The sequence below is a fragment of the Blastococcus sp. CT_GayMR20 genome (assembly GCF_004570345.1).
On sequence record NZ_SPQM01000078.1, the window covers coordinates 1 to 22,692 of the forward strand.

Genomic DNA, 22,692 nt, shown 5'->3' on the forward strand with positions numbered 1-22,692 from the left:
GGCCGTGATCAGCCGGTCGGCGGCCGCGGCGGCGTCGATGCGGGCGACCGCCCGCCGCAGGCAGGCCCGCAGCGCCGCCACGGTCTGCCGGCCGGCGCGGGGCAGCACCGCCGCCTCCACCTGCGCCCGCTTCTCCGGCGTGGACACAGGGCCGGCGAGTTCGACCATCGCCCGCGCGTGCGCCGGGGAGAGGGCGCCGGCATCCAGGGCGGCGAGGGTGCCCAGCAGGCCCTCGACGAGGGTGACCGCCTCGACCAGCAGCAGGCAGGCGGCCCGCCCGGAGATGCGGAGGGTGGCCGCGGCCTCGTCCACGGCCCACTCGCTGACCTCGGTCAGCGCCGCCGGGCGGGCGGCGACCGACGACGCCGACGCCGCGCCCTGCTCGCCGGGCGCGCGGTCGAACATGGCCGCCGGGCGGCTTCGGGCGAACGCTGCCAGTGACCGCGCCCGGGATGCGTACGCGCGAGCGGCGGCCATGTCCGCGGCGACCGCGGCATCGAGGTGGGCGGCGCCGGAGGTCAGCAGCCGGGCCCGGGAGTCGAGGAAGCGCTGCTGCTCGTCGGTGACGAAGTCGGCCGGTTCGGGGAGCTCCTCCCCGAACTCCGTCTCCAGGCAGGCGATGACGAAGGCGTCGTACTCCGCCTCCGTCAGCTCCACCACCTCGTCGAACATGTGTTCGATTGTATCGGAGAAAGGAGGGCCTGACCAGCGGAAAAGCGAGACTTTCGCTAGTCGCGGCCGACGTCCGGAGCGGGGTCGCCGGCCGCGCGTTCCAGCAGTGGGGCGACCCGGTGGTCGACGAACCGGCGCAGGGCCAGGGCCGTGTCGATCCGCTGGACGCCCGGGATGGCCAGCATCAGCTCGGCGATCCGCCAGAGGTCGTCGGCGTCCCGGGCGACGACCTGCACCAGCAGGTCGGCCACGCCCGACAAGCCGGTCACCTCGAGCACCTCGGGGATGTCGGCCAGCCCGTGGCTCACCTCGGCGAGGCTGCGCTGCACGACCTGCACCGTCACGTACGCGCCGAGCGGGTAGCCGAGCGCCTCGGGGCGGACGCGGCGGTCCAGCGGTGCCAGGACGCCGTTGGTCTCCAGTCGGCTCAGCCGCGCCTGCACCGTGTTGCGCGCGAGGCCGAGTCGCTGGGACAGGGCCATGACGCTCGCGCGCGGGTCCTCGCCCAGGGCGAGGAGCAGCCGGGCGTCGGTGGCGTCGACCTCGGGCACGTTGGTCAGTCTGACATGCGCGGACGTCCTACTACCGACTCTTCTGCGCACTCAGTTCGAGGGATCTTGCGCAGATCGGTCAGTGAGTGGTGTTGTTCATGACCGCGGGTGTCGTGTCAGGATGTGTGAACGGCGCCACACCCCGGTGCCGATACGTCCACCACCGCAGGGCGCCGGTCACCCCGGCAGTCGCGGGAGACGGCGAGGAGAGTTCCGTGAGCGTGCTGCACCAGGCCACCGAGGTGGTCGATCCCGTACCCGGGGCGGGGGCCCCGCACCTGCCGCAGCAGCCCGACCTGGTCCAGCTGCTCACCCCCGAGGGCGAGCGGGTCGAGCACCCGGACTACTCCCTCGACATCAGCGACGAGGAGCTGCGCGGCCTGTACCGCGACCTCGCCCTCGTGCGTCGCTGGGACGTCGAGGCCACCGCCCTGCAGCGCCAGGGCGAGCTCGGGATCTGGGCCTCGCTGCTGGGCCAGGAGGCCGCCCAGGTCGGCGCCGGCCGCGCGATGCAGCCCGACGACATGGCGTTCCCCACTTACCGCGAGCACGGCGTCGCCTGGACCCGCGGTGTCGACCCGCTGGACGTGATCAGCCTCTTCCGGGGCGTCGACAACGGCGGCTGGGACCCCGTCGCCACCGGCTTCAACCTCTACACCGTCGTGATCGGCGCCCAGTGCCTGCACGCGACCGGCTACGCCATGGGCGTGCAGCGCGACAGCGCCGAGAGTGCCGTCCTGGCCTTCCTCGGCGACGGTGCGACCAGCCAGGGCGAGGTCAACGAGGCGATGATCTTCGCGGCCAGCTTCTCCGCCCCGGTCGTCTTCTTCTGCCAGAACAACCAGTACGCGATCAGCGTGCCGCTGGAGCGCCAGACGCGGATCCCGCTGTTCCAGCGTGCGGCCGGCTTCGGCTTCCCCGGCGTCCGCGTCGACGGCAACGACGTCCTCGCCGTCCTCGCCGTCACCCGGGCGGCCCTCCAGGCCGCCCGCGACGGCCAGGGCCCCACCTTCATCGAGGCGTTCACCTACCGGATGGGCGCGCACACCACCTCCGACGACCCCACCCGCTACCGGCTGGCCAGCGAACTGGAGGAGTGGAAGCTGCGCGACCCGATCGCCCGGCTCAAGGCCTACCTCTCGCGCAGCGGCATCGCCGACGCCGCGTTCTTCGACTCGGTCGACGCGGAGGAGACCGAGCTCGCCGCCCGGATCCGCACCGGCACGGTGGAGATGGCCGATCCGCCGGCGACCAGCATGTTCGACAACGTCTACGCCGAGCAGACCCCGACCCTGGCCGCCCAGCGCGCCGAGTTCGTCGCCTACCAGGCCGGCTTCGAGGGAGGGGACCACTGATGGCCGCGCAGACGCTGACCATCGGCAAGGCCCTGAACCTCGGGCTGCGCAAGGCGATGGAGGACGACGCCAAGGTCGTCCTGATGGGCGAGGACATCGGCAAGCTGGGCGGGGTCTTCCGGATCACCGACGGACTGCAGAAGGACTTCGGCGAGGACCGTGTCGTCGACACCCCGCTCGCGGAGGCCGGCATCGTCGGCACCGCGGTCGGCCTGGCCATGCGCGGCTACCGCCCGGTGTGCGAGATCCAGTTCGACGGGTTCGTCTTCCCCGCCTACAACCAGATCGTCACCCAGGTCGCCAAGATCCACGCCCGATCCCAGGGCAAGCTCCCGATGCCGATCGTCATCCGCATCCCCATGGGCGGCGGCATCGGCGCGGTCGAGCACCACAGCGAGAGCCCCGAGGCCTACTTCGCGCACACCCCCGGGCTCAAGGTGGTCGCCGTCAGCAACCCTGTCGACGCCTACTGGGGGATCCAGCAGGCGATCGCCCACCCCGATCCGATCGTCTTCCTCGAGCCCAAGCGCCGGTACTGGGAGAAGGCCGAGGTGGACACCGCCGCCACGCCCGGCCCGCTGTTCCGCTCGCGGGTCGTCCGCGGTGGGGACGACGTGACGGTCCTCGCCTACGGGCCGATGGTGAAGACGGCGCTGCAGGCCGCCGAGGCAGCCGCCGAGGAGGGGCGCTCGCTGGAGGTCGTCGACCTGCGCACGGTGTCCCCGCTCGACCTCGACCCCGTGTTCGAGTCGGTCCGCCGCACCGGCCGTTGCGTCGTCGTCCACGAGGCGCCCACGACGCTCGGCCTCGGCGCCGAGATAGCCGCCCGCGTCACCGAGACCTGCTTCCACTCGCTCGAGGCGCCGGTCCTGCGCGTCGGCGGCTACGACACCCCCTACCCGCCGTCGAAGCTCGAGGAGGAGTACCTGCCCGACCTGGACCGGGTCCTCGACGCCGTCGACCGCTCGATGGAGTTCTGACCGATGACCAGCGCAACGCTGCGCCAGTTCAAGCTGCCCGATGTCGGTGAGGGCCTCACCGAGGGCGAGATCCTGCAGTGGCTGGTCGCCGTCGGCGACACGGTCACCGTGAACCAGCCGCTCTGCGAGGTCGAGACGGCGAAGGCGGCCGTCGAGCTGCCCTCCCCCTACGCGGGCACCGTCGTCGAGCTGCTGTTCGAGGCCGGCACGATGGTCGACGTCGGCACACCGATCATCACCATCGACACCGGCGGCGGTGCCGCACCCGCCGCGCCGCCCCCGCCGGCCCCTGAGCCGGCCGCGGACGCCGAACCTGCCGCCGGCCTCATCGGCGGCTCCGCGCCGGGCGGCCGCACCGCCGTCCTGGTCGGGTACGGACCGCGGAACACCGAGGCCCACCGCCGTCCCCGGCGTTCCGGCGACGTCGTCGCCGAGCGCGCGACAGCGCCCATGCCCCGCGCCGACCACCCACCGCTGCTGACCACCGCTCCCGACGCCGGCACCAAGCCGGTCCGGCACGGCGGCCTCGAGGTGGGCCGCCAGGCGGAGGCCCACGCCCTGCACGGCGACGCCGCAACCGCTACGGCCGCCCCCGCCCGTCCAGCAGCCCACGGCCGGGGCCGGCTGCGCCCACTGGCCAAGCCTCCCGTCCGGAAGTACGCCAAGGACCTCGGCGTCGACCTGACCACCGTGACCGGCAGCGGGGCCGGCGGCGTGATCACTCGCGCGGACGTCGACGCGGCGGTGACCACGACGGCGCCCGTCCCGGCTGCGCCCGTCATCGGAGGCGAGCAGCGGATCCCGATCAAGGGCGTCCGCAAGCACACCGCCGCCGCGATGGTGGCCAGCGCCTTCACCGCCCCGCACGTCACGGAGTTCCTGACCGTCGACGTCACCCGGATGATGAAGCTGCGCCAGCGGCTCGTCCTCCGTCCCGAGCTGGCGGACGTGAAGGTCAGCCCGCTGCTGTTCGTGGCGAAGGCGCTGCTGCTCGCGGCGCGCCGGCATCCCATGGTCAACAGCTCGTGGGACGAGGCCGCCCAGGAGATCGTGGTCAAGGACTACGTGAACCTCGGCATCGCCGCGGCCACGCCGCGCGGCCTCGTCGTCCCCAACATCAAGGACGCCGGCCGGCTCTCGCTGACCGAGCTCGCCGGGGCGCTGGCCGACCTCACGGCCACGGCCCGCGAGGGGCGGACGGCGCCCGCCGACATGTCCGGGGGCACGATCACGATCACGAACGTCGGGGTGTTCGGCGTCGACACCGGCACGCCGATCCTCAACCCGGGGGAGTCGGCGATCCTCGCCTTCGGCGCGGTCCGCGAGATGCCCTGGGTGCACAAGGGCAAGGTCGTCCCCCGCCAGGTGACCCAGCTCGCGCTGTCCTTCGACCACCGCATCATCGACGGCGAGCTGGGCTCCCGGTTCCTCGCCGACATCGGCGCCCTCCTGCACGACCCCGGAGCGGCGCTGGCCTTCTGACCTCGGCCCGGCGGCAGGATGTGCCCATGGACCGGCGTCGTGCGTCCCTCGTCCTGCTCCTGGTGTTCGTGCTCTGCACAGGGATCGCGATCGTGATCAGCGGCAGCCGGCCGGGGCTCGAGCAGGGCCTCGCGCCCGCTCTCGTGCAGTTCGTGGGCTACGCCTGCGGGCTGGCCGGCGCCGTCCTGCTCTTCTCCTCGACGACCGAGCCCGAGGTCGGTGCTCCCCGGAGGATCGGGGGTGTGGTGCTGGGAGCGCTCGTGGTGCTCGTGCTGCTGGACCTGCTCGGCGCCGACGGCACGAACATCGGGGCCGGTTTCGTCCGCCTGGTCCTCCTGGTGGTGATCATGGTGGCGACCATCCGGCTCGCGCTGGGGGTCGCGGCCGCCGGGCGACCCCGATGACCGATCTCGACCGGCTGCTCGACTTCGCCGAGCGCTCGCGGCTGCCCGAGGGCGGCTTCGGCTACCTCGGCGACGACGGCCGGCTCCTGCCCGGCCGCCCGGTCGAGACCTGGATCGTCGCGCGGATGACGCACGTGTTCGGTCTCGCGACGCTGCTGGGCCGGCCGGGTGCGGACGACCTGACCCGGCACGGGGTCCTCGCACTCACCGAGGGCCCGCTGCGGGACGCCGAGCACGGCGGCTGGCGGTCGAGCACGGACGACGACACGAAGGCCGCCTACGTGCACGCGTTCGCGATGCTCGCCGGCTCGACCGCCGCCACGGCCGGGGTGGACGGCGGCGCCGCGCTGCTCGACGAGGCCGTCGCCGTCTGGCAGGCCCGCTTCTGGGACGACGACGCAGGACTCGCCGTCGAGGAGTGGGACCGCAGCTGGACGACGTGCGCGGACTACCGCGGGATCAACGCCAACATGCACGGCGTCGAGGCCTCCCTCGCAGCGGCCGACGCCCTGGCAGGGACGGAGCGGTCGGCGCGACTGCGGACGCAGGCGCTGCGTACGACCGAGCGGGCGTACGCCTGGGCGAGGGAGCGGGACTGGCGGCTGCCCGAGCACTTCAGTGCGGAGTGGGAGCCGCTGACCGAGTACAACCGCGACCGCCCGGCCGACCCGTTCCGGCCGTTCGGCGTCACCGTCGGGCACCAGTTCGAGTGGGCCCGCCTGGCCCTGCACCTCCGGGCGACGGCTGCCGACCCGCCGGAGTGGCTGCTCGCCGACGCCATCGCGCTGTTCGACGCCGCCGCGGCGCGCGGCTGGGCGGCCGACGGCCACGACGGCTTCCCGTACACGCTCGACTGGGAGGACCGGCCGGTCGTCCCCGCCCGCATGCACTGGGTGCTGTGCGAGGCGGTCGCGGCGGCCACGGTGCTGGCCGCAGTCACCGGCGAGCAGCGGTTCCGCGACCTCGCGGAACGGTGGCGGGACCACGGCGAGGCGGCGTTCCTGGATCCGACGACGGGCAACTGGCGCCACGAGCTGACGCCCACCGGGGACGTGGGCACCGGGACATGGATCGGGCAGCCCGACGCCTACCACCTGGTCCAGATGCTGCTCCTCTACCGCCGTCGGGTGCGCGGCAGCGTCGCCGCCGCGCTGCGCTGAGCACCTGACCGGCGGCTGTCTGACACGTCACGGAGCTGCTCGTTCGGGTGTCCGACGGCGGCGCCCGGGGTAGGGCGACCGTCAACACCATCGAGAACGAGGAGGTTCCATGGCCAGCGTGCAGGAAGCCGTCGACGTCGACGTCCCGATCCGCGTCGCCTATGACCAGTGGACGCAGTTCGAGTCCTTCCCCCAGTTCATGGGCGGCGTCGAGAGCATCACGCAGCTCGACGACAAGCGCCTCCACTGGGTCACCAACATCGACGGCGTGAAGCGTGAGTTCGACGCCGAGATCACCGAGCAGCACCCGGAGGAGCGCATCGCCTGGGCGAGCACCAGCGGTGAGACCAAGCACGCCGGGGTCGTGACCTTCCACCGGCTGGACGACGCGAAGACCCGCGTCATGATCCAGATCGACTGGGAGCCCGAGGGGCTCGTCGAGAAGGCCGGCGCCGCGCTGGGCTTCGACGATCGGCAGGTCAAGGCCGACGCCAAGAAGTTCAAGGAGTTCATCGAGAGCCGCGGCACCGAGACCGGCGCCTGGCGCGGGGACGTCCCCCGGCCCGACCAGCAGTAGGACGGCGGCGCCCGTCCCCGAACCGGGGGCGGGCGCCGTCGTCGTTCGCTACTCCGCGTCGAGGTCCTGGGACACCAGGTCGGCGATCTGGTCCAGCACCGTCTGGTCGTCGCTGCTGACGACGACCTCGGCCCCCTGCTTGGCGCCCAGGGTCATGATCATCAGTGGTGATCCCGCGTCGATCGGCATGCCGCCGGGGGTGGCCAGGGTGACCGGCACGCCGGCCTTCCCGACGGCTTCGGCGATCAGCGCGGCCGGACGGGCGTGCAGTCCGACCCGGGATCCGACGGTGACGGTCTGACTGGGCATCGATCCTCTTCCTCGCTGCAGCGGACGGTGGGAGTGAGCTTGCCGGTCAGGCGCTCGCGGCGCGCGCCGGGACGTGCACCGGGGCGTGCGCGTGCTCGAGGTCGACGGCGTCCTCGGGGGCGTCCTCGGCGTCCGTCCGGCCGATGCTCTTGGCGACCGTGACAGCCAGGGCTCCGACGACCGTGCCGACGACCAGCGCCACCACGAACATCAGGACGCCCTGCATCGCGAAGAACACGAAGATGCCGCCGTGCGGGGCGCGCAGCTCGACGCCGCTGGCAGCCACGATCGCGCCGGTGGTCGCCCCGCCGAGCATCATCGAGGGGATGACCCGCAGCGGATCCGCCGCGGCGAACGGGATCGCGCCCTCGGAGATGAAGGAGAGCCCCAGCAGCCAGGCCGCCTTGCCGTTGTCCCGCTCGGCCGGCGTGTAGAGCTTCGGCCGGATGGCCGTGCTCAGCGCCATGGCCAGCGGCGGCACCATGCCCGCCGCCATGACCGTGGCCATGATGATCAGCGGGGCGCCGGTCGCGGCGGCGGTGAGCCCGGTGGTCGCGAAGACGTAGGCCGCCTTGTTGATCGGGCCGCCGAGGTCGAAGCACATCATCAGTCCGAGGATGATGCCGAGCAGGACCGCGGACGTGCCGGTCAGGCCGTTGAGCCAGTTGCCCAGGCCGGTGAGCGCGGCGGCGAGCGGACGGCCGAGGAAGACGACCATGATGCCGCTGGAGATCAGGGTCGCCAGCAGCGGGATGATCACGACCGGCTGCAGACCGCGGACGCCCACCGGCAGCTTCCACCGGCTGATCCAGAGCGCCGCGAAACCGGCGATGATGCCGCCGACGAGACCGCCGATGAACCCGGCGCCCACCGTGACGGAGACGGCACCGACGACGAAGCCGGGGACGATGCCGGGGCGGTCGGCGATCGCGAACGCGATGTAGCCCGCCAGCGCCGGCACCAGGAAGCCGAACGCCGCCTGGCCGAGGACGGTGCAGACCGCGCCGAGGTAGCCGAGGAAGCCGTCGTTGAGGCCCTCGACGCCCGGGGCGCTCGGGAGGTCGAAGAACGAGTTGTTGAGCACCCAGCTGAGGGCGTAGCTCTGTCGCTCGACGTCGGGATTGGGGTTCACGATCTGGTATCCGCCGAACAGGAAGCCCAGCGCGATGAGCAGACCGCCGGCCGCGACGAACGGGATCATGTAGCTGACCCCGGTGAGCAGCCAGCGGCGCACCTCGGACGCACCGCGCCCGGCGCCACCCCCGCTCGATGCGGCAGGGGCCGCCCCCGCGGCACCGCCGGCGACACGGCGGGCGTTCGGGTCGTCCGCCGCCGCGAGCGCCTCGCGGATCATCACGTCCGGTTCGTTGATCGCCCGCTTCGTCCCGCTCTGGACCAGCGGCTTGCCGGCGAACCGGTCCTGGTCCCGCACGCCGACGTCCACGGCGAAGATGACCGCGTCGGCGGCCCGGATCAGGCTCGGGTCCAGGGGCGTGGACCCCGAGGAACCTTGCGTCTCGACGTGGATGTCGACGCCCGCGGCCTCGCCCGCGGCGGTGAGCTTGTCCGCCGCCATGTACGTGTGCGCGATGCCGGTGGGGCACGCGCTGACCACCACGACGCTCTTCCGGGCGGCAGCGGCCGCAGGGGCGGCGGCGGCCGCAGCGGCGGTCGGGGGTGCGCCGGCAGCGGTCGCGCCGGTGGCCGCGGCGGCGGGGACAGCGGCGGCCGGCGCGGGGGAGACGACTTCCTCCACCAGGGCGACGATCTCCTCGGCCGACGTCGCCGAGCGCAGCGTCGCAACGAAGTCCGGCCGCACGAGTGCCCGGGCCAGCGCGGTGAGCAGGGTGAGGTGGTCGGCGTCGCCCTCGGCGGGCGCGGCGATCAGGAACACCAGGTCGGCGGGGCCGTCCGGGGCGCCGAAGTCCACCTTCGGATCGAGCCGGGCGAAGGCGAGGGAGGCCTCCGTGACGGCCGCCGAGCGGCAGTGCGGGATCGCCAGCCCGCCCGGCAGGCCGGTTGCGGCCTGCGCCTCCCGCGCCATGGCGTCGCCGTGCAGGCCCTCGCCGCTCGTGGCGCGGCCGGCGGCGGCGACCAGGTCCGCCAGCCGGCGGACGACGGCGCTCTTGTCGGCGCCCAGGTCGGCGTCGAGGGCGACCAGGTCGGTGGTGATCAGTGCGGGCATGAACCTCTCCCGGAGGTCAGTGGATCTCCCGGCCGGCGGCCGGGAGGGGGGCGGTGCTGGAACTGGTGCTGCCGGAGAGCCCGGCGGTGACCCGTACGGCGGAGCCGTCCACCTGGGCCGGGGTGGGGACGGCGGATCCGGGGAGCGACGCACTGGCCGCTCCGTACGCGACGGCGTTGCGCAGCCGCTCGGCCGGCGGCGCACCGGCCAGGTCGGCGAGCAGGTAGCCGGCGAGGCTGCAGTCGCCCGCACCCACGGTGCTGCGGACGGCGATGCGCGGCGGGAGGGCCGACCACAGCCCCCCGTCGGCGGTCGACAGGACCGCCCCGTCGCCGCCGAGCGTCAGGAGGACCTCCGCCACGCCGCGGTCGTGCAGCGTGCGCACGGCCGCGAGGGTTGCCGCAGGGTCGCGCAGCACGTCGTCCTCGGAGATCCCGGCCAGCTGGGCCAGCTCCTCGGCGTTCGGCTTGAGCAGGTCGGGCGCGGCGCCGGGACCCGCGGCGAGCAGGGCCAGCAGCGGCGCCTCGCTGGTGTCCACGGCCACCCGCGCGCCGGTGTCGCGGAGGGAGGCGACGAGGTGGGCGTACCAGTCCACCGGGGTCGCGGGCGGCAGGGAACCGGAGAGGACCACCCAGCGGGCGCCCGCGGCGTGTCCGTGCAGGACGCCGGTCAGCGCCGCCCGGGTCGCGTCGGAGAGGACGGCGCCCGGCTCGTTGAGCTTGGTCGTCGTGCCGGCCGGGTCGACCAGCGTGTAGTTGGTGCGGACCGGCGCCTGTACCGGCACGGTCGCCAGCTCCAGGCCCAGGGAGCGCAGCGACGTCGCGATCGGGTCGGACGCGGCGGCCGGCAGGACCGAGACGACGTCGCCGCCCGCCGCGGCGATCGCCCGGGCGACGTTGACGCCCTTGCCGCCGGGCTCCGTGCTGCTGCCGGCGAGGCGCACGATGCCGCCCTCGGTCAGCGGGCCGGGGAGATCCAGGGTGCGGTCCAGGCTCGGGTTCGCCGTCAGGGTCACGACGCGCGAGCCGGTCATGCGAGCACCACGTCGATGCCCGCCTTCTCGAGCTCGGCGACCACGCCGGGGTCGGCCTCGGCGTCGGTGACCAGCACGTCGACGTCCTCCGGCGCCGCGAAGCGGACGAGGTGCTCGCGGTCGAGCTTGCTGCTGTCGGCCAGAACGACCACCCGCTGCCCGGCGCGCACCATGGCCCGCTTCACCGACGCCTCGGCGTCGTCGGGTGTCGTGAAGCCGTGCGTGGGGCTGATGCCGTTGGCGCCGAGGAAGGCGACGTCCACCCGGAGCTCGGACAGGGCCCGGACCGTCGTCTCGCCGACCGCACACTGGGTGACCCCGCGGACCCGGCCGCCGAGCACGTGCAGGGTGACCCCCGGGGCGGCGGACAACCGCGCAGCGATGGGCACCGAGGAGGTGACCGCCAGCAGCCGGCGCTCGGCCGGGAGCAGCTCGGCGAGCGCGGCGGTCGTCGTCCCGCCGTCGAGCACGATGCTGCCCTCGGCGCCGGGGAGCAGGTCGAGGGCGGCGGCGGCGATCGCCTTCTTGGCCTCGCTCCGCCGGCCGTGGCGTTCGCCGAGCGCGGCCGGGTCGCCGTCACCGCGGTGGCCGAGGAGTTCGGCGTCACCACCGAGACGGTCCGCCGCGACCTGGCCGTCCTTGAGCGGGCCGGGATGCTGCGCCGGGTGCACGGCGGGGCCGTGCCGAGCGGGGCTCTCACCCTCGTTGAGCCCGGGCTCGGCGAACGCCACGGCCGGCGGAGCGAGGCCAAGAAGGCGATCGCCGCCGCCGCCCTCGACCTGCTCCCCGGCGCCGAGGGCAGCATCGTGCTCGACGGCGGGACGACGACCGCCGCGCTCGCCGAGCTGCTCCCGGCCGAGCGCCGGCTGCTGGCGGTCACCTCCTCGGTGCCCATCGCTGCGCGGTTGTCCGCCGCCCCGGGGGTCACCCTGCACGTGCTCGGCGGCCGGGTCCGCGGGGTCACCCAGTGTGCGGTCGGCGAGACGACGGTCCGGGCCCTGTCCGAGCTCCGGGTGGACGTCGCCTTCCTCGGCGCCAACGGCATCAGCCCCACGCACGGCTTCACGACACCCGACGACGCCGAGGCGTCGGTGAAGCGGGCCATGGTGCGCGCCGGGCAGCGGGTGGTCGTTCTGGCCGACAGCAGCAAGCTCGACCGCGAGCACCTCGTCCGCTTCGCGGCGCCGGAGGACGTCGACGTGCTGGTCACCGACGCCGAGGCCGACCCCGGCGTGGTCGCCGAGCTCGAGAAGGCGGGCATCGACGTGGTGCTCGCATGACCGGCTCGCGCGTCGTGACCCTGACGGCGAACCCGAGCCTGGACCGCACCCTGGATCTCCCCGGCCCGCTGACCGAGGGCGGCATCGTGCGCCTCGCCGGCAGCAGCACGGAGCCCGGCGGCAAGGGCGTCAACGTCGCCCGGGCGATCGCCGCGGCGGGCGGCGACGTCGTCTCGGTCCTGCCGGCCGCCGCGTCCGACCCGATCGCGACGTCGCTGCGCTCCCTGGGCCTGGAGCTGGCGACCGTGCCGGTACAGGCGCCGGTCCGCACCAACTACACGCTGGTCGACCCGGCCGGCACGACGACCAAGCTCAACGAGCCGGGCGCCGTCCTCTCCGACGCGACCCGGGCGGCGCTGACCGGCGTCCTGCACGGACACGCCGCGGGCGCCCGCTGGGTGGTCCTCTCCGGTTCCCTGCCGCCCGCGACCCCGGTGGACTGGTACGCCCACCTCGTCGCCTCCCTCCGCGACACCGGCGCGCGGGTGGCCGTGGACACCAGCGAGGCGCCGCTGCTGGCCCTGCTCGCCGCGGGTCCCGGCGCCGCGCCCGACCTGCTCAAGCCGAACGCCGAGGAGCTGGCCCAGCTGGCCGGGATCTCCGAGGACGACGTGCTGCGCGACCCTGCGGCAACCCTCGCGGCCGTGCGCACGCTGCACGACCGCGGCGTGGCGGAGGTCCTCCTGACGCTCGGCGGCGACGGGGCGGTCCTGTCGACCGCCGACGGGGGGCTGTGGTCGGCCCTCCCGCCGCGCATCGCCGTCCGCAGCACCGTGGGTGCGGGCGACTGCAGCCTCGCCGGCTACCTGCTCGCCGACCTGGCCGGTGCGCCGCCGGCCGAGCGGCTGCGCAACGCCGTCGCGTACGGAGCGGCCAGTGCGTCGCTCCCCGGATCCGCCGTCCCCACCCCGGCCCAGGTGGACGGCTCCGCCGTACGGGTCACCGCCGGGCTCTCCGGCAGCACCAGTTCCAGCACCGCCCCCCTCCCGGCCGCCGGCCGGGAGATCCACTGACCTCCGGGAGAGGTTCATGCCCGCACTGATCACCACCGACCTGGTCGCCCTCGACGCCGACCTGGGCGCCGACAAGAGCGCCGTCGTCCGCCGGCTGGCGGACCTGGTCGCCGCCGCCGGCCGCGCCACGAGCGGCGAGGGCCTGCACGGCGACGCCATGGCGCGGGAGGCGCAGGCCGCAACCGGCCTGCCGGGCGGGCTGGCGATCCCGCACTGCCGCTCGGCGGCCGTCACGGAGGCCTCCCTCGCCTTCGCCCGGCTCGATCCGAAGGTGGACTTCGGCGCCCCGGACGGCCCCGCCGACCTGGTGTTCCTGATCGCCGCGCCCGCCGAGGGCGACGCCGACCACCTCACCCTGCTCACCGCGCTGGCCCGGGCACTCGTGCGGCCGGACTTCGTTGCGACGCTGCGCTCGGCGACGTCGGCCGAGGAGATCGTCGCCCTGGTGGAGGAAGTCGTCTCCCCCGCGCCGGCCGCCGCTGTCCCCGCCGCCGCGGCCACCGGCGCGACCGCTGCCGGCGCACCCCCGACCGCCGCTGCGGCCGCCGCCGCCCCTGCGGCCGCTGCCGCCCGGAAGAGCGTCGTGGTGGTCAGCGCGTGCCCCACCGGCATCGCGCACACGTACATGGCGGCGGACAAGCTCACCGCCGCGGGCGAGGCCGCGGGCGTCGACATCCACGTCGAGACGCAAGGTTCCTCGGGGTCCACGCCCCTGGACCCGAGCCTGATCCGGGCCGCCGACGCGGTCATCTTCGCCGTGGACGTCGGCGTGCGGGACCAGGACCGGTTCGCCGGCAAGCCGCTGGTCCAGAGCGGGACGAAGCGGGCGATCAACGAACCGGACGTGATGATCCGCGAGGCGCTCGCGGCGGCGGACGACCCGAACGCCCGCCGTGTCGCCGGCGGTGCCGCGGGGGCGGCCCCTGCCGCATCGAGCGGGGGTGGCGCCGGGCGCGGTGCGTCCGAGGTGCGCCGCTGGCTGCTCACCGGGGTCAGCTACATGATCCCGTTCGTCGCGGCCGGCGGTCTGCTCATCGCGCTGGGCTTCCTGTTCGGCGGATACCAGATCGTGAACCCCAATCCCGACGTCGAGCGACAGAGCTACGCCCTCAGCTGGGTGCTCAACAACTCGTTCTTCGACCTCCCGAGCGCCCCGGGCGTCGAGGGCCTCAACGACGGCTTCCTCGGCTACCTCGGCGCGGTCTGCACCGTCCTCGGCCAGGCGGCGTTCGGCTTCCTGGTGCCGGCGCTGGCGGGCTACATCGCGTTCGCGATCGCCGACCGCCCCGGCATCGTCCCCGGCTTCGTCGTCGGTGCCGTCTCCGTCACGGTGGGCGCCGGGTTCATCGGCGGTCTCGTCGGCGGCATCATCGCCGGTTTCGCGGCGCTCTGGATCAGCCGGTGGAAGCTGCCGGTGGGCGTCCGCGGTCTGCAGCCGGTCGTGATCATCCCGCTGCTGGCGACCCTGATCTCCAGCGGCATCATGGTCGTCTTCCTCGGCCGTCCGCTCGCCGCCGCGCTCACCGGCCTGGGCAACTGGCTCAACGGCCTGACCGGCACGTCCGCGGTCCTGCTCGGCATCATCCTCGGACTGATGATGTGCTTCGACCTCGGCGGCCCGATCAACAAGGCGGCCTACGTCTTCGCGACCACCGGGCTCACCGCCGCCGCGACCGGCGCCCCGCTGATCATCATGGCCACGGTCATGGCGGCGGGCATGGTGCCGCCGCTGGCCATGGCGCTGAGCACGGCCATCCGGCCGAAGCTCTACACGCCGGCCGAGCGGGACAACGGCAAGGCGGCCTGGCTGCTGGGGCTCTCCTTCATCTCCGAGGGCGCGATCCCGTTCGCCGCGGCGGATCCGCTGCGGGTCATCCCCTCGATGATGCTCGGCGGGGCGACCACCGGCGCGATCGTGGCTGCCAGCGGCGTCGAGCTGCGCGCCCCGCACGGCGGCATCTTCGTGTTCTTCGCGATGCAGGGCGTCCTGATGTTCGTGGTGGCGCTGGTCGTCGGCACGGTCGTCGGAGCCCTGGCTGTCACGGTCGCCAAGAGCATCGGCCGGACGGACGCCGAGGACGCCCCCGAGGACGCCGTCGACCTCGAGCACGCGCACGCCCCGGTGCACGTCCCGGCGCGCGCCGCGAGCGCCTGACCGGCAAGCTCACTCCCACCGTCCGCTGCAGCGAGGAAGAGGATCGATGCCCAGTCAGACCGTCACCGTCGGATCCCGGGTCGGACTGCACGCCCGTCCGGCCGCGCTGATCGCCGAAGCCGTCGGGAAGGCCGGCGTGCCGGTCACCCTGGCCACCCCCGGCGGCATGCCGATCGACGCGGGATCACCACTGATGATCATGACCCTGGGCGCCAAGCAGGGGGCCGAGGTCGTCGTCAGCAGCGACGACCAGACGGTGCTGGACCAGATCGCCGACCTGGTGTCCCAGGACCTCGACGCGGAGTAGCGAACGACGACGGCGCCCGCCCCCGGTTCGGGGACGGGCGCCGCCGTCCTACTGCTGGTCGGGCCGGGGGACGTCCCCGCGCCAGGCGCCGGTCTCGGTGCCGCGGCTCTCGATGAACTCCTTGAACTTCTTGGCGTCGGCCTTGACCTGCCGATCGTCGAAGCCCAGCGCGGCGCCGGCCTTCTCGACGAGCCCCTCGGGCTCCCAGTCGATCTGGATCATGACGCGGGTCTTCGCGTCGTCCAGCCGGTGGAAGGTCACGACCCCGGCGTGCTTGGTCTCACCGCTGGTGCTCGCCCAGGCGATGCGCTCCTCCGGGTGCTGCTCGGTGATCTCGGCGTCGAACTCACGCTTCACGCCGTCGATGTTGGTGACCCAGTGGAGGCGCTTGTCGTCGAGCTGCGTGATGCTCTCGACGCCGCCCATGAACTGGGGGAAGGACTCGAACTGCGTCCACTGGTCATAGGCGACGCGGATCGGGACGTCGACGTCGACGGCTTCCTGCACGCTGGCCATGGAACCTCCTCGTTCTCGATGGTGTTGACGGTCGCCCTACCCCGGGCGCCGCCGTCGGACACCCGAACGAGCAGCTCCGTGACGTGTCAGACAGCCGCCGGTCAGGTGCTCAGCGCAGCGCGGCGGCGACGCTGCCGCGCACCCGACGGCGGTAGAGGAGCAGCATCTGGACCAGGTGGTAGGCGTCGGGCTGCCCGATCCATGTCCCGGTGCCCACGTCCCCGGTGGGCGTCAGCTCGTGGCGCCAGTTGCCCGTCGTCGGATCCAGGAACGCCGCCTCGCCGTGGTCCCGCCACCGTTCCGCGAGGTCGCGGAACCGCTGCTCGCCGGTGACTGCGGCCAGCACCGTGGCCGCCGCGACCGCCTCGCACAGCACCCAGTGCATGCGGGCGGGGACGACCGGCCGGTCCTCCCAGTCGAGCGTGTACGGGAAGCCGTCGTGGCCGTCGGCCGCCCAGCCGCGCGCCGCGGCGGCGTCGAACAGCGCGATGGCGTCGGCGAGCAGCCACTCCGGCGGGTCGGCAGCCGTCGCCCGGAGGTGCAGGGCCAGGCGGGCCCACTCGAACTGGTGCCCGACGGTGACGCCGAACGGCCGGAACGGGTCGGCCGGGCGGTCGCGGTTGTACTCGGTCAGCGGCTCCCACTCCGCACTGAAGTGCTCGGGCAGCCGCCAGTCCCGCTCCCTCGCCCAGGCGTACGCCCGCTCGGTCGTACGCAGCGCCTGCGTCCGCAGTCGCGCCGACCGCTCCGTCCCTGCCAGGGCGTCGGCCGCTGCGAGGGAGGCCTCGACGCCGTGCATGTTGGCGTTGATCCCGCGGTAGTCCGCGCACGTCGTCCAGCTGCGGTCCCACTCCTCGACGGCGAGTCCTGCGTCGTCGTCCCAGAAGCGGGCCTGCCAGACGGCGACGGCCTCGTCGAGCAGCGCGGCGCCGCCGTCCACCCCGGCCGTGGCGGCGGTCGAGCCGGCGAGCATCGCGAACGCGTGCACGTAGGCGGCCTTCGTGTCGTCGTCCGTGCTCGACCGCCAGCCGCCGTGCTCGGCGTCCCGCAGCGGGCCCTCGGTGAGTGCGAGGACCCCGTGCCGGGTCAGGTCGTCCGCACCCGGCCGGCCCAGCAGCGTCGCGAGACCGAACACGTGCGTCATCCGCGCGACGATCCAGGTCTCGACCGGGCGGCCGGGCAGGAGCCGGCCGTCGTCGCCGAGGTAGCCGAAGCCGCCCTCGGGCAGCCGCGAGCGCTCGGCGAAGTCGAGCAGCCGGTCGAGATCGGTCATCGGGGTCGCCCGGCGGCCGCGACCCCCAGCGCGAGCCGGATGGTCGCCACCATGATCACCACCAGGAGGACCAGGCGGACGAAACCGGCCCCGATGTTCGTGCCGTCGGCGCCGAGCAGGTCCAGCAGCACGAGCACCACGAGCGCTCCCAGCACCACACCCCCGATCCTCCGGGGAGCACCGACCTCGGGCTCGGTCGTCGAGGAGAAGAGCAGGACGGCGCCGGCCAGCCCGCAGGCGTAGCCCACGAACTGCACGAGAGCGGGCGCGAGGCCCTGCTCGAGCCCCGGCCGGCTGCCGCTGATCACGATCGCGATCCCTGTGCAGAGCACGAACACCAGGAGCAGGACGAGGGACGCACGACGCCGGTCCATGGGCACATCCTGCCGCCGGGCCGAGGTCAGAAGGCCAGCGCCGCTCCGGGGTCGTGCAGGAGGGCGCCGATGTCGGCGAGGAACCGGGAGCCCAGCTCGCCGTCGATGATGCGGTGGTCGAAGGACAGCGCGAGCTGGGTCACCTGGCGGGGGACGACCTTGCCCTTGTGCACCCAGGGCATCTCGCGGACCGCGCCGAAGGCGAGGATCGCCGACTCCCCCGGGTTGAGGATCGGCGTGCCGGTGTCGACGCCGAACACCCCGACGTTCGTGATCGTGATCGTGCCCCCGGACATGTCGGCGGGCGCCGTCCGCCCCTCGCGGGCCGTGGCCGTGAGGTCGGCCAGCGCCCCGGCGAGCTCGGTCAGCGAGAGCCGGCCGGCGTCCTTGATGTTGGGGACGACGAGGCCGCGCGGCGTGGCCGCGGCGATGCCGAGGTTCACGTAGTCCTTGACCACGATCTCCTGGGCGGCCTCGTCCCACGAGCTGTTGACCATGGGATGCCGGCGCGCCGCGAGCAGCAGCGCCTTCGCCACGAACAGCAGCGGGCTGACCTTCACGTCCGCCAGCTCGGGACGGAGGACGAGCCGCTGGCGCAGCTTCATCATCCGGGTGACGTCGACGGTCAGGAACTCCGTGACGTGCGGGGCGGTGAAGGCGCTGGCCACCATCGCGGCGGCGGTGTGCTTGCGGACGCCCTTGATCGGGATCCGCTGCTCGCCTCCGATGACGGGCGCAGCCGGGACGGGCGCCGTCGTGGTCACCGCCGCGTCGACGTCCGCGCGAGTGATCACGCCGCCGGCCCCGCTGCCGGTCACGGTGGTCAGGTCGACGCCGAGGTCCTTGGCGTACTTCCGGACGGGAGGCTTGGCCAGTGGGCGCAGCCGGCCCCGGCCGTGGGCTGCTGGACGGGCGGGGGCGGCCGTAGCGGTTGCGGCGTCGCCGTGCAGGGCGTGGGCCTCCGCCTGGCGGCCCACCTCGAGGCCGCCGTGCCGGACCGGCTTGGTGCCGGCGTCGGGAGCGGTGGTCAGCAGCGGTGGGTGGTCGGCGCGGGGCATGGGCGCTGTCGCGCGCTCGGCGACGACGTCGCCGGAACGCCGGGGACGGCGGTGGGCCTCGGTGTTCCGCGGTCCGTACCCGACCAGGACGGCGGTGCGGCCGCCCGGCGCGGAGCCGCCGATGAGGCCGGCGGCAGGTTCGGCGTCCGCGGCCGGCTCAGGGGCCGGCGGGGGCGGCGCGGCGGGTGCGGCACCGCCGCCGGTGTCGATGGTGATGATCGGTGTGCCGACGTCGACCATCGTGCCGGCCTCGAACAGCAGCTCGACGACGGTGCCCGCGTAGGGGGAGGGCAGCTCGACGGCCGCCTTCGCCGTCTCGACCTCGCAGAGCGGCTGGTTCACGGTGACCGTGTCGCCGACGGCGACCAGCCACTGCAGGATCTCGCCCTCGGTGAGGCCCTCACCGACATCGGGCAGCTTGAACTGGCGCAGCGTTGCGCTGGTCATCGGTCAGAACTCCATCGAGCGGTCGACGGCGTCGAGGACCCGGTCCAGGTCGGGCAGGTACTCCTCCTCGAGCTTCGACGGCGGGTAGGGGGTGTCGTAGCCGCCGACGCGCAGGACCGGCGCCTCGAGCGAGTGGAAGCAGGTCTCGGTGACGCGGGCGGCTATCTCGGCGCCGAGGCCGAGCGTCGTGGGCGCCTCGTGGACGACGACGCAACGGCCGGTGCGGCGGACCGACTCGAACACGGGGTCGAGGTCGAGCGGGGACACCGTGCGCAGGTCGACGACCTCCAGCGAGCGCCCCTCCTCGGCGGCTGCCTCGGCGGCCTGCAGCGCCGTCTTCACCATCGGCCCGTAGGCGAGGACCGTCACGTCGTCCCCACCGCGGACGACCCGCGAGCGGAACAGCGGGCCGGGCGTGGCGGCGGTGTCCACCTCGGCCTTCTCCCAGTACCGGCGCTTGGGCTCGAGGAAGACGATCGGATCGGGGTGGGCGATCGCCTGCTGGATCCCCCAGTAGGCGTCGACAGGGTTGCTGACGGCGACCACCTTGAGCCCGGGGGTGTGCGCGAAGTAGGCCTCGGGGCTCTCGCTGTGGTGCTCGACCGCGCCGATGCCGCCGCCCATGGGGATGCGGATGACGATCGGCATCGGGAGCTTGCCCTGGGATCGGGCGTGGATCTTGGCGACCTGGGTGACGATCTGGTTGTAGGCGGGGAAGACGAACCCGTCGAACTGGATCTCGCACACCGGGCGGTAGCCGCGCATGGCCAGGCCGACCGCGGTGCCGACGATGCCGGCCTCCGCGAGCGGGGTGTCGACGACACGGTCCTCGCCGAAGTCCTTCTGCAGTCCGTCGGTGATCCGGAAGACCCCGCCCAGCTTGCCGATGTCCTCGCCCATCAGGACGACCTTGGCGTCGTCCTCCATCGCCTTGCGCAGCCCGAGGTTCAGGGCCTTGCCGATGGTCAGCGTCTGCGCGGCCATCAGTGGTCCCCTCCCTCGAAGCCGGCCTGGTAGGCGACGAACTCGGCGCGCTGGGCGGCCAGGGTCGGGGTCTGCTCGGCGTAGACGTTGTCGAACATGCTGGTCGCCGGCGGATCGGCCATCTCCACCGTGCCGGTGCGGATCCGGGCGGCGAGCTCGGTCTCCTCCGCGTCGACCGAGTCGAAGAACGCGGCGTCGGCGATGCCGCTGCGCGAGAGGTAGGCCTTGAGCCGGGCGATCGGGTCGCGCAGCTTCCACTCCTCCAGTTCGCTGGCCAGCCGGTAGCGGGTGGGGTCGTCGGAGGTGGTGTGCGCGCCCATCCGGTAGGTGAACGCCTCGATGAAGGTGGGGCCCTGGCCGTCGCGGGCGGCCTGGAGGGCCGCCCGGGTGACGGCGAGGACGGCGAGGACGTCGTTGCCGTCGACGCGGACGCCGGGGAAGCCGAAGCCGGCCGCACGCTGGAACAGCGGGATCCGCGTCTGGCGCTCCAGCGGCACGCTGATCGCGTACTGGTTGTTCTGGCAGAAGAAGACGACCGGGGCGGAGAAGCTGGCCGCGAAGATCATCGCCTCGTTGACCTCGCCCTGGCTGGTCGCACCGTCGCCGAGGAAGGCCAGGACGGCACTCTCGGCGCTGTCGCGCTGCACGCCCATGGCGTAGCCGGTCGCGTGCAGGCACTGGGCGCCGATCACGACGGTGTAGAGGTTGAAGCCGGTGGCGACGGGGTCCCAGCCGCCGTTGTCGACGCCCCGGAAGAGGCTGATCACGTCCAGCGGGTCGACACCGCGGGTCCAGGCGACGCCGTGCTCGCGGTAAGTGGGGAACGCCATGTCGTCGGGCTGCATCGCGCGGCCGGCGCCGACCTGGGCGGCCTCCTGGCCCAGCAGCGAGGCCCAGATCCCGAGCTCGCCCTGGCGCTGCAGGGCGGTGGCCTCGACGTCCCAGCGACGCACGAGGGCGAGGTCGCGGTACAGGCCGCGCAGCTCCTCGTCGCTGATGTCGAGGGAGTAGTCCGGGTGCTCGACCCGCTCGCCCTCGGGGGTGAGCAGCTGGACCAGGTCGGGCTGCTGCGGCAGGTGCGGGGCCCCCGCCCCGGGTACGGGATCGACCACCTCGGTGGCCTGGTGCAGCACGCTCACGGAACTCTCCTCGCCGTCTCCCGCGACTGCCGGGGTGACCGGCGCCCTGCGGTGGTGGACGTATCGGCACCGGGGTGTGGCGCCGTTCACACATCCTGACACGACACCCGCGGTCATGAACAACACCACTCACTGACCGATCTGCGCAAGATCCCTCGAACTGAGTGCGCAGAAGAGTCGGTAGTAGGACGTCCGCGCATGTCAGACTGACCAACGTGCCCGAGGTCGACGCCACCGACGCCCGGCTGCTCCTCGCCCTGGGCGAGGACCCGCGCGCGAGCGTCATGGCCCTGTCCCAGCGACTCGGCCTCGCGCGCAACACGGTGCAGGCGCGGCTGAGCCGACTGGAGACCAACGGCGTCCTGGCACCGCTGGACCGCCGCGTCCGCCCCGAGGCGCTCGGCTACCCGCTCGGCGCGTACGTGACGGTGCAGGTCGTGCAGCGCAGCCTCGCCGAGGTGAGCCACGGGCTGGCCGACATCCCCGAGGTGCTCGAGGTGACCGGCTTGTCGGGCGTGGCCGACCTGCTGGTGCAGGTCGTCGCCCGGGACGCCGACGACCTCTGGCGGATCGCCGAGCTGATGCTGGCCATCCCGGGCGTCCAGCGGATCGACACGGCCCTGGCCCTGCGCCGGTTCGTCGACCACCGGGTCGCCCCACTGCTGGAACGCGCGGCCGGCGACCCCGCTCCGGACGTCGGCCGCGACTAGCGAAAGTCTCGCTTTTCCGCTGGTCAGGCCCTCCTTTCTCCGATACAATCGAACACATGTTCGACGAGGTGGTGGAGCTGACGGAGGCGGAGTACGACGCCTTCGTCATCGCCTGCCTGGAGACGGAGTTCGGGGAGGAGCTCCCCGAACCGGCCGACTTCGTCACCGACGAGCAGCAGCGCTTCCTCGACTCCCGGGCCCGGCTGCTGACCTCCGGCGCCGCCCACCTCGATGCCGCGGTCGCCGCGGACATGGCCGCCGCTCGCGCGTACGCATCCCGGGCGCGGTCACTGGCAGCGTTCGCCCGAAGCCGCCCGGCGGCCATGTTCGACCGCGCGCCCGGCGAGCAGGGCGCGGCGTCGGCGTCGTCGGTCGCCGCCCGCCCGGCGGCGCTGACCGAGGTCAGCGAGTGGGCCGTGGACGAGGCCGCGGCCACCCTCCGCATCTCCGGGCGGGCCGCCTGCCTGCTGCTGGTCGAGGCGGTCACCCTCGTCGAGGGCCTGCTGGGCACCCTCGCCGCCCTGGATGCCGGCGCCCTCTCCCCGGCGCACGCGCGGGCGATGGTCGAACTCGCCGGCCCTGTGTCCACGCCGGAGAAGCGGGCGCAGGTGGAGGCGGCGGTGCTGCCCCGCGCCGGCCGGCAGACCGTGGCGGCGCTGCGGGCCTGCCTGCGGCGGGCGGTCGCCCGCATCGACGCCGCCGCGGCCGCCGACCGGCTGATCACGGCC

At 73.7% G+C, this 22,692-nt stretch carries 22 protein-coding genes and 2 pseudogenes; 12 read left to right on the top strand and 12 right to left on the bottom strand.

Going from position 1 to position 22,692, the window contains the following annotated elements:
- Together E4P40_RS17005 and E4P40_RS17010 are read right to left on the bottom strand one after the other, a co-directional pair.
- Positions 1-672, bottom strand: a pseudogene (locus E4P40_RS17005) (hypothetical protein); the annotation flags it as partial.
- 56 nt (positions 673-728) lie between these two features.
- Positions 729-1,223 (bottom strand): Lrp/AsnC family transcriptional regulator, encoded by a 495-nt coding sequence (locus E4P40_RS17010; RefSeq protein WP_135159710.1) that lies wholly within the window; start codon positions 1,221-1,223, stop codon positions 729-731.
- Between the two features lie 215 nt (positions 1,224-1,438).
- Between E4P40_RS17010 and pdhA (E4P40_RS17015) the strand changes: the two genes are divergently transcribed.
- The 6 genes from pdhA (E4P40_RS17015) (at position 1,439) to E4P40_RS17040 (ending at position 7,181) form a co-directional block, all read left to right on the top strand.
- Complete coding sequence (pdhA, locus tag E4P40_RS17015; protein ID WP_135159711.1) at positions 1,439-2,578, top strand: pyruvate dehydrogenase (acetyl-transferring) E1 component subunit alpha; 1,140 nt, start codon at positions 1,439-1,441, stop codon at positions 2,576-2,578.
- Positions 2,578-3,558: an alpha-ketoacid dehydrogenase subunit beta gene (locus E4P40_RS17020; RefSeq protein WP_135159712.1), complete on the top strand. Its 981-nt coding sequence runs from the start codon at positions 2,578-2,580 to the stop codon at positions 3,556-3,558. Before pdhA (E4P40_RS17015) ends, E4P40_RS17020 begins: the two co-directional genes overlap by 1 nt.
- Positions 3,559-3,561: 3 nt before the next feature.
- Positions 3,562-5,040, top strand: a complete 1,479-nt coding sequence (locus tag E4P40_RS17025) for a dihydrolipoamide acetyltransferase family protein (RefSeq protein WP_135159713.1) — start codon at positions 3,562-3,564, stop codon at positions 5,038-5,040.
- Between the two features lie 26 nt (positions 5,041-5,066).
- A complete protein-coding gene (locus tag E4P40_RS17030; protein ID WP_135159714.1) occupies positions 5,067-5,444 on the top strand; it encodes a hypothetical protein in 378 nt (125 codons plus the stop codon).
- Positions 5,441-6,604, top strand: a complete 1,164-nt coding sequence (locus E4P40_RS17035) for an AGE family epimerase/isomerase (protein WP_135159715.1) — start codon at positions 5,441-5,443, stop codon at positions 6,602-6,604. The genes E4P40_RS17030 and E4P40_RS17035 overlap by 4 nt, the downstream gene beginning before the upstream one ends.
- Before the next feature lie 109 nt (positions 6,605-6,713).
- Positions 6,714-7,181 carry an SRPBCC family protein gene (locus E4P40_RS17040; protein ID WP_135159716.1) on the top strand — a complete coding sequence of 156 codons (468 nt, stop codon included), beginning with the start codon at positions 6,714-6,716 and terminating at the stop codon, positions 7,179-7,181.
- A gap of 48 nt (positions 7,182-7,229) precedes the next feature.
- Here E4P40_RS17040 and E4P40_RS17045 read toward each other — a convergent pair whose 3' ends face one another.
- Genes E4P40_RS17045 through E4P40_RS17060 form a run of 4 tightly spaced genes read right to left on the bottom strand, consistent with a single transcriptional unit; the run spans position 7,230 to position 11,379 of the window.
- Positions 7,230-7,490 (bottom strand): HPr family phosphocarrier protein, encoded by a 261-nt coding sequence (locus E4P40_RS17045; RefSeq protein WP_135159717.1) that lies wholly within the window; start codon positions 7,488-7,490, stop codon positions 7,230-7,232.
- A 46-nt stretch (positions 7,491-7,536) separates the two neighbouring features.
- A complete protein-coding gene (locus E4P40_RS17050; protein WP_135159718.1) occupies positions 7,537-9,675 on the bottom strand; it encodes a fructose-specific PTS transporter subunit EIIC in 2,139 nt (712 codons plus the stop codon).
- Positions 9,676-9,691: 16 nt separating this feature from the next.
- A complete protein-coding gene (locus tag E4P40_RS17055) occupies positions 9,692-10,708 on the bottom strand; it encodes a 1-phosphofructokinase family hexose kinase (protein WP_135159719.1) in 1,017 nt (338 codons plus the stop codon).
- Positions 10,705-11,379 carry a D-beta-D-heptose 1-phosphate adenosyltransferase gene (locus tag E4P40_RS17060; RefSeq protein ID WP_245160396.1) on the bottom strand — a complete coding sequence of 225 codons (675 nt, stop codon included), beginning with the start codon at positions 11,377-11,379 and terminating at the stop codon, positions 10,705-10,707. Before E4P40_RS17060 ends, E4P40_RS17055 begins: the two co-directional genes overlap by 4 nt.
- Here E4P40_RS17060 and E4P40_RS17065 point away from each other — a divergent pair.
- Genes E4P40_RS17065 through E4P40_RS17080 form a run of 4 tightly spaced genes read left to right on the top strand, consistent with a single transcriptional unit; the run spans position 11,293 to position 15,463 of the window.
- Positions 11,293-11,988 carry a DeoR/GlpR family DNA-binding transcription regulator gene (locus E4P40_RS17065; RefSeq protein WP_245160397.1) on the top strand — a complete coding sequence of 232 codons (696 nt, stop codon included), beginning with the start codon at positions 11,293-11,295 and terminating at the stop codon, positions 11,986-11,988. The genes E4P40_RS17060 and E4P40_RS17065 overlap by 87 nt on opposite strands.
- Positions 11,985-13,001 carry a 1-phosphofructokinase family hexose kinase gene (locus E4P40_RS17070; protein WP_135159719.1) on the top strand — a complete coding sequence of 339 codons (1,017 nt, stop codon included), beginning with the start codon at positions 11,985-11,987 and terminating at the stop codon, positions 12,999-13,001. The genes E4P40_RS17065 and E4P40_RS17070 overlap by 4 nt, the downstream gene beginning before the upstream one ends.
- Positions 13,002-13,017: 16 nt before the next feature.
- Complete coding sequence (locus E4P40_RS17075) at positions 13,018-15,156, top strand: fructose-specific PTS transporter subunit EIIC (protein ID WP_135159718.1); 2,139 nt, start codon at positions 13,018-13,020, stop codon at positions 15,154-15,156.
- A 46-nt stretch (positions 15,157-15,202) separates the two neighbouring features.
- Positions 15,203-15,463 (top strand): HPr family phosphocarrier protein, encoded by a 261-nt coding sequence (locus tag E4P40_RS17080; protein WP_135159717.1) that lies wholly within the window; start codon positions 15,203-15,205, stop codon positions 15,461-15,463.
- 48 nt (positions 15,464-15,511) lie between these two features.
- On the opposite strand, the gene E4P40_RS17085 is transcribed toward E4P40_RS17080, so the two are convergent.
- The 6 genes from E4P40_RS17085 to pdhA (E4P40_RS17110) form a co-directional block, all read right to left on the bottom strand.
- Positions 15,512-15,979 carry an SRPBCC family protein gene (locus tag E4P40_RS17085; protein WP_135159716.1) on the bottom strand — a complete coding sequence of 156 codons (468 nt, stop codon included), beginning with the start codon at positions 15,977-15,979 and terminating at the stop codon, positions 15,512-15,514.
- Positions 15,980-16,088: 109 nt separating this feature from the next.
- Positions 16,089-17,252, bottom strand: a complete 1,164-nt coding sequence (locus E4P40_RS17090; protein ID WP_135159715.1) for an AGE family epimerase/isomerase — start codon at positions 17,250-17,252, stop codon at positions 16,089-16,091.
- Positions 17,249-17,626 carry a hypothetical protein gene (locus E4P40_RS17095; RefSeq protein WP_135159714.1) on the bottom strand — a complete coding sequence of 126 codons (378 nt, stop codon included), beginning with the start codon at positions 17,624-17,626 and terminating at the stop codon, positions 17,249-17,251. Before E4P40_RS17095 ends, E4P40_RS17090 begins: the two co-directional genes overlap by 4 nt.
- A gap of 26 nt (positions 17,627-17,652) precedes the next feature.
- A complete protein-coding gene (locus tag E4P40_RS17100) occupies positions 17,653-19,131 on the bottom strand; it encodes a dihydrolipoamide acetyltransferase family protein (protein WP_135159713.1) in 1,479 nt (492 codons plus the stop codon).
- A 3-nt stretch (positions 19,132-19,134) separates the two neighbouring features.
- Positions 19,135-20,115 (bottom strand): alpha-ketoacid dehydrogenase subunit beta, encoded by a 981-nt coding sequence (locus E4P40_RS17105; protein WP_135159712.1) that lies wholly within the window; start codon positions 20,113-20,115, stop codon positions 19,135-19,137.
- Positions 20,115-21,254, bottom strand: a complete 1,140-nt coding sequence (pdhA, locus tag E4P40_RS17110) for a pyruvate dehydrogenase (acetyl-transferring) E1 component subunit alpha (protein ID WP_135159711.1) — start codon at positions 21,252-21,254, stop codon at positions 20,115-20,117. Before pdhA (E4P40_RS17110) ends, E4P40_RS17105 begins: the two co-directional genes overlap by 1 nt.
- A gap of 215 nt (positions 21,255-21,469) precedes the next feature.
- Between pdhA (E4P40_RS17110) and E4P40_RS17115 the strand changes: the two genes are divergently transcribed.
- Both E4P40_RS17115 and E4P40_RS17120 read left to right on the top strand, forming a co-directional pair.
- Positions 21,470-21,964 carry an Lrp/AsnC family transcriptional regulator gene (locus E4P40_RS17115; RefSeq protein WP_135159710.1) on the top strand — a complete coding sequence of 165 codons (495 nt, stop codon included), beginning with the start codon at positions 21,470-21,472 and terminating at the stop codon, positions 21,962-21,964.
- 56 nt (positions 21,965-22,020) lie between these two features.
- Positions 22,021-22,692 (top strand): annotated as a pseudogene (locus E4P40_RS17120) (hypothetical protein); the annotation flags it as partial.

Coding starts and splice junctions, on each gene's coding strand:
- E4P40_RS17020 (WP_135159712.1), top strand. CDS start 2,578: ATGGCCGCGCAGACGCTGACCATCGGCAAGGCCCTGAACCTCGGGCTG.
- E4P40_RS17025 (WP_135159713.1), top strand. CDS start 3,562: ATGACCAGCGCAACGCTGCGCCAGTTCAAGCTGCCCGATGTCGGTGAG.
- E4P40_RS17030 (WP_135159714.1), top strand. CDS start 5,067: ATGGACCGGCGTCGTGCGTCCCTCGTCCTGCTCCTGGTGTTCGTGCTC.
- E4P40_RS17035 (WP_135159715.1), top strand. CDS start 5,441: ATGACCGATCTCGACCGGCTGCTCGACTTCGCCGAGCGCTCGCGGCTG.
- E4P40_RS17040 (WP_135159716.1), top strand. CDS start 6,714: ATGGCCAGCGTGCAGGAAGCCGTCGACGTCGACGTCCCGATCCGCGTC.
- E4P40_RS17045 (WP_135159717.1), bottom strand. CDS start 7,490: ATGCCCAGTCAGACCGTCACCGTCGGATCCCGGGTCGGACTGCACGCC.
- E4P40_RS17050 (WP_135159718.1), bottom strand. CDS start 9,675: ATGCCCGCACTGATCACCACCGACCTGGTCGCCCTCGACGCCGACCTG.
- E4P40_RS17055 (WP_135159719.1), bottom strand. CDS start 10,708: ATGACCGGCTCGCGCGTCGTGACCCTGACGGCGAACCCGAGCCTGGAC.
- E4P40_RS17070 (WP_135159719.1), top strand. CDS start 11,985: ATGACCGGCTCGCGCGTCGTGACCCTGACGGCGAACCCGAGCCTGGAC.
- E4P40_RS17075 (WP_135159718.1), top strand. CDS start 13,018: ATGCCCGCACTGATCACCACCGACCTGGTCGCCCTCGACGCCGACCTG.
- E4P40_RS17080 (WP_135159717.1), top strand. CDS start 15,203: ATGCCCAGTCAGACCGTCACCGTCGGATCCCGGGTCGGACTGCACGCC.
- E4P40_RS17085 (WP_135159716.1), bottom strand. CDS start 15,979: ATGGCCAGCGTGCAGGAAGCCGTCGACGTCGACGTCCCGATCCGCGTC.
- E4P40_RS17090 (WP_135159715.1), bottom strand. CDS start 17,252: ATGACCGATCTCGACCGGCTGCTCGACTTCGCCGAGCGCTCGCGGCTG.
- E4P40_RS17095 (WP_135159714.1), bottom strand. CDS start 17,626: ATGGACCGGCGTCGTGCGTCCCTCGTCCTGCTCCTGGTGTTCGTGCTC.
- E4P40_RS17100 (WP_135159713.1), bottom strand. CDS start 19,131: ATGACCAGCGCAACGCTGCGCCAGTTCAAGCTGCCCGATGTCGGTGAG.
- E4P40_RS17105 (WP_135159712.1), bottom strand. CDS start 20,115: ATGGCCGCGCAGACGCTGACCATCGGCAAGGCCCTGAACCTCGGGCTG.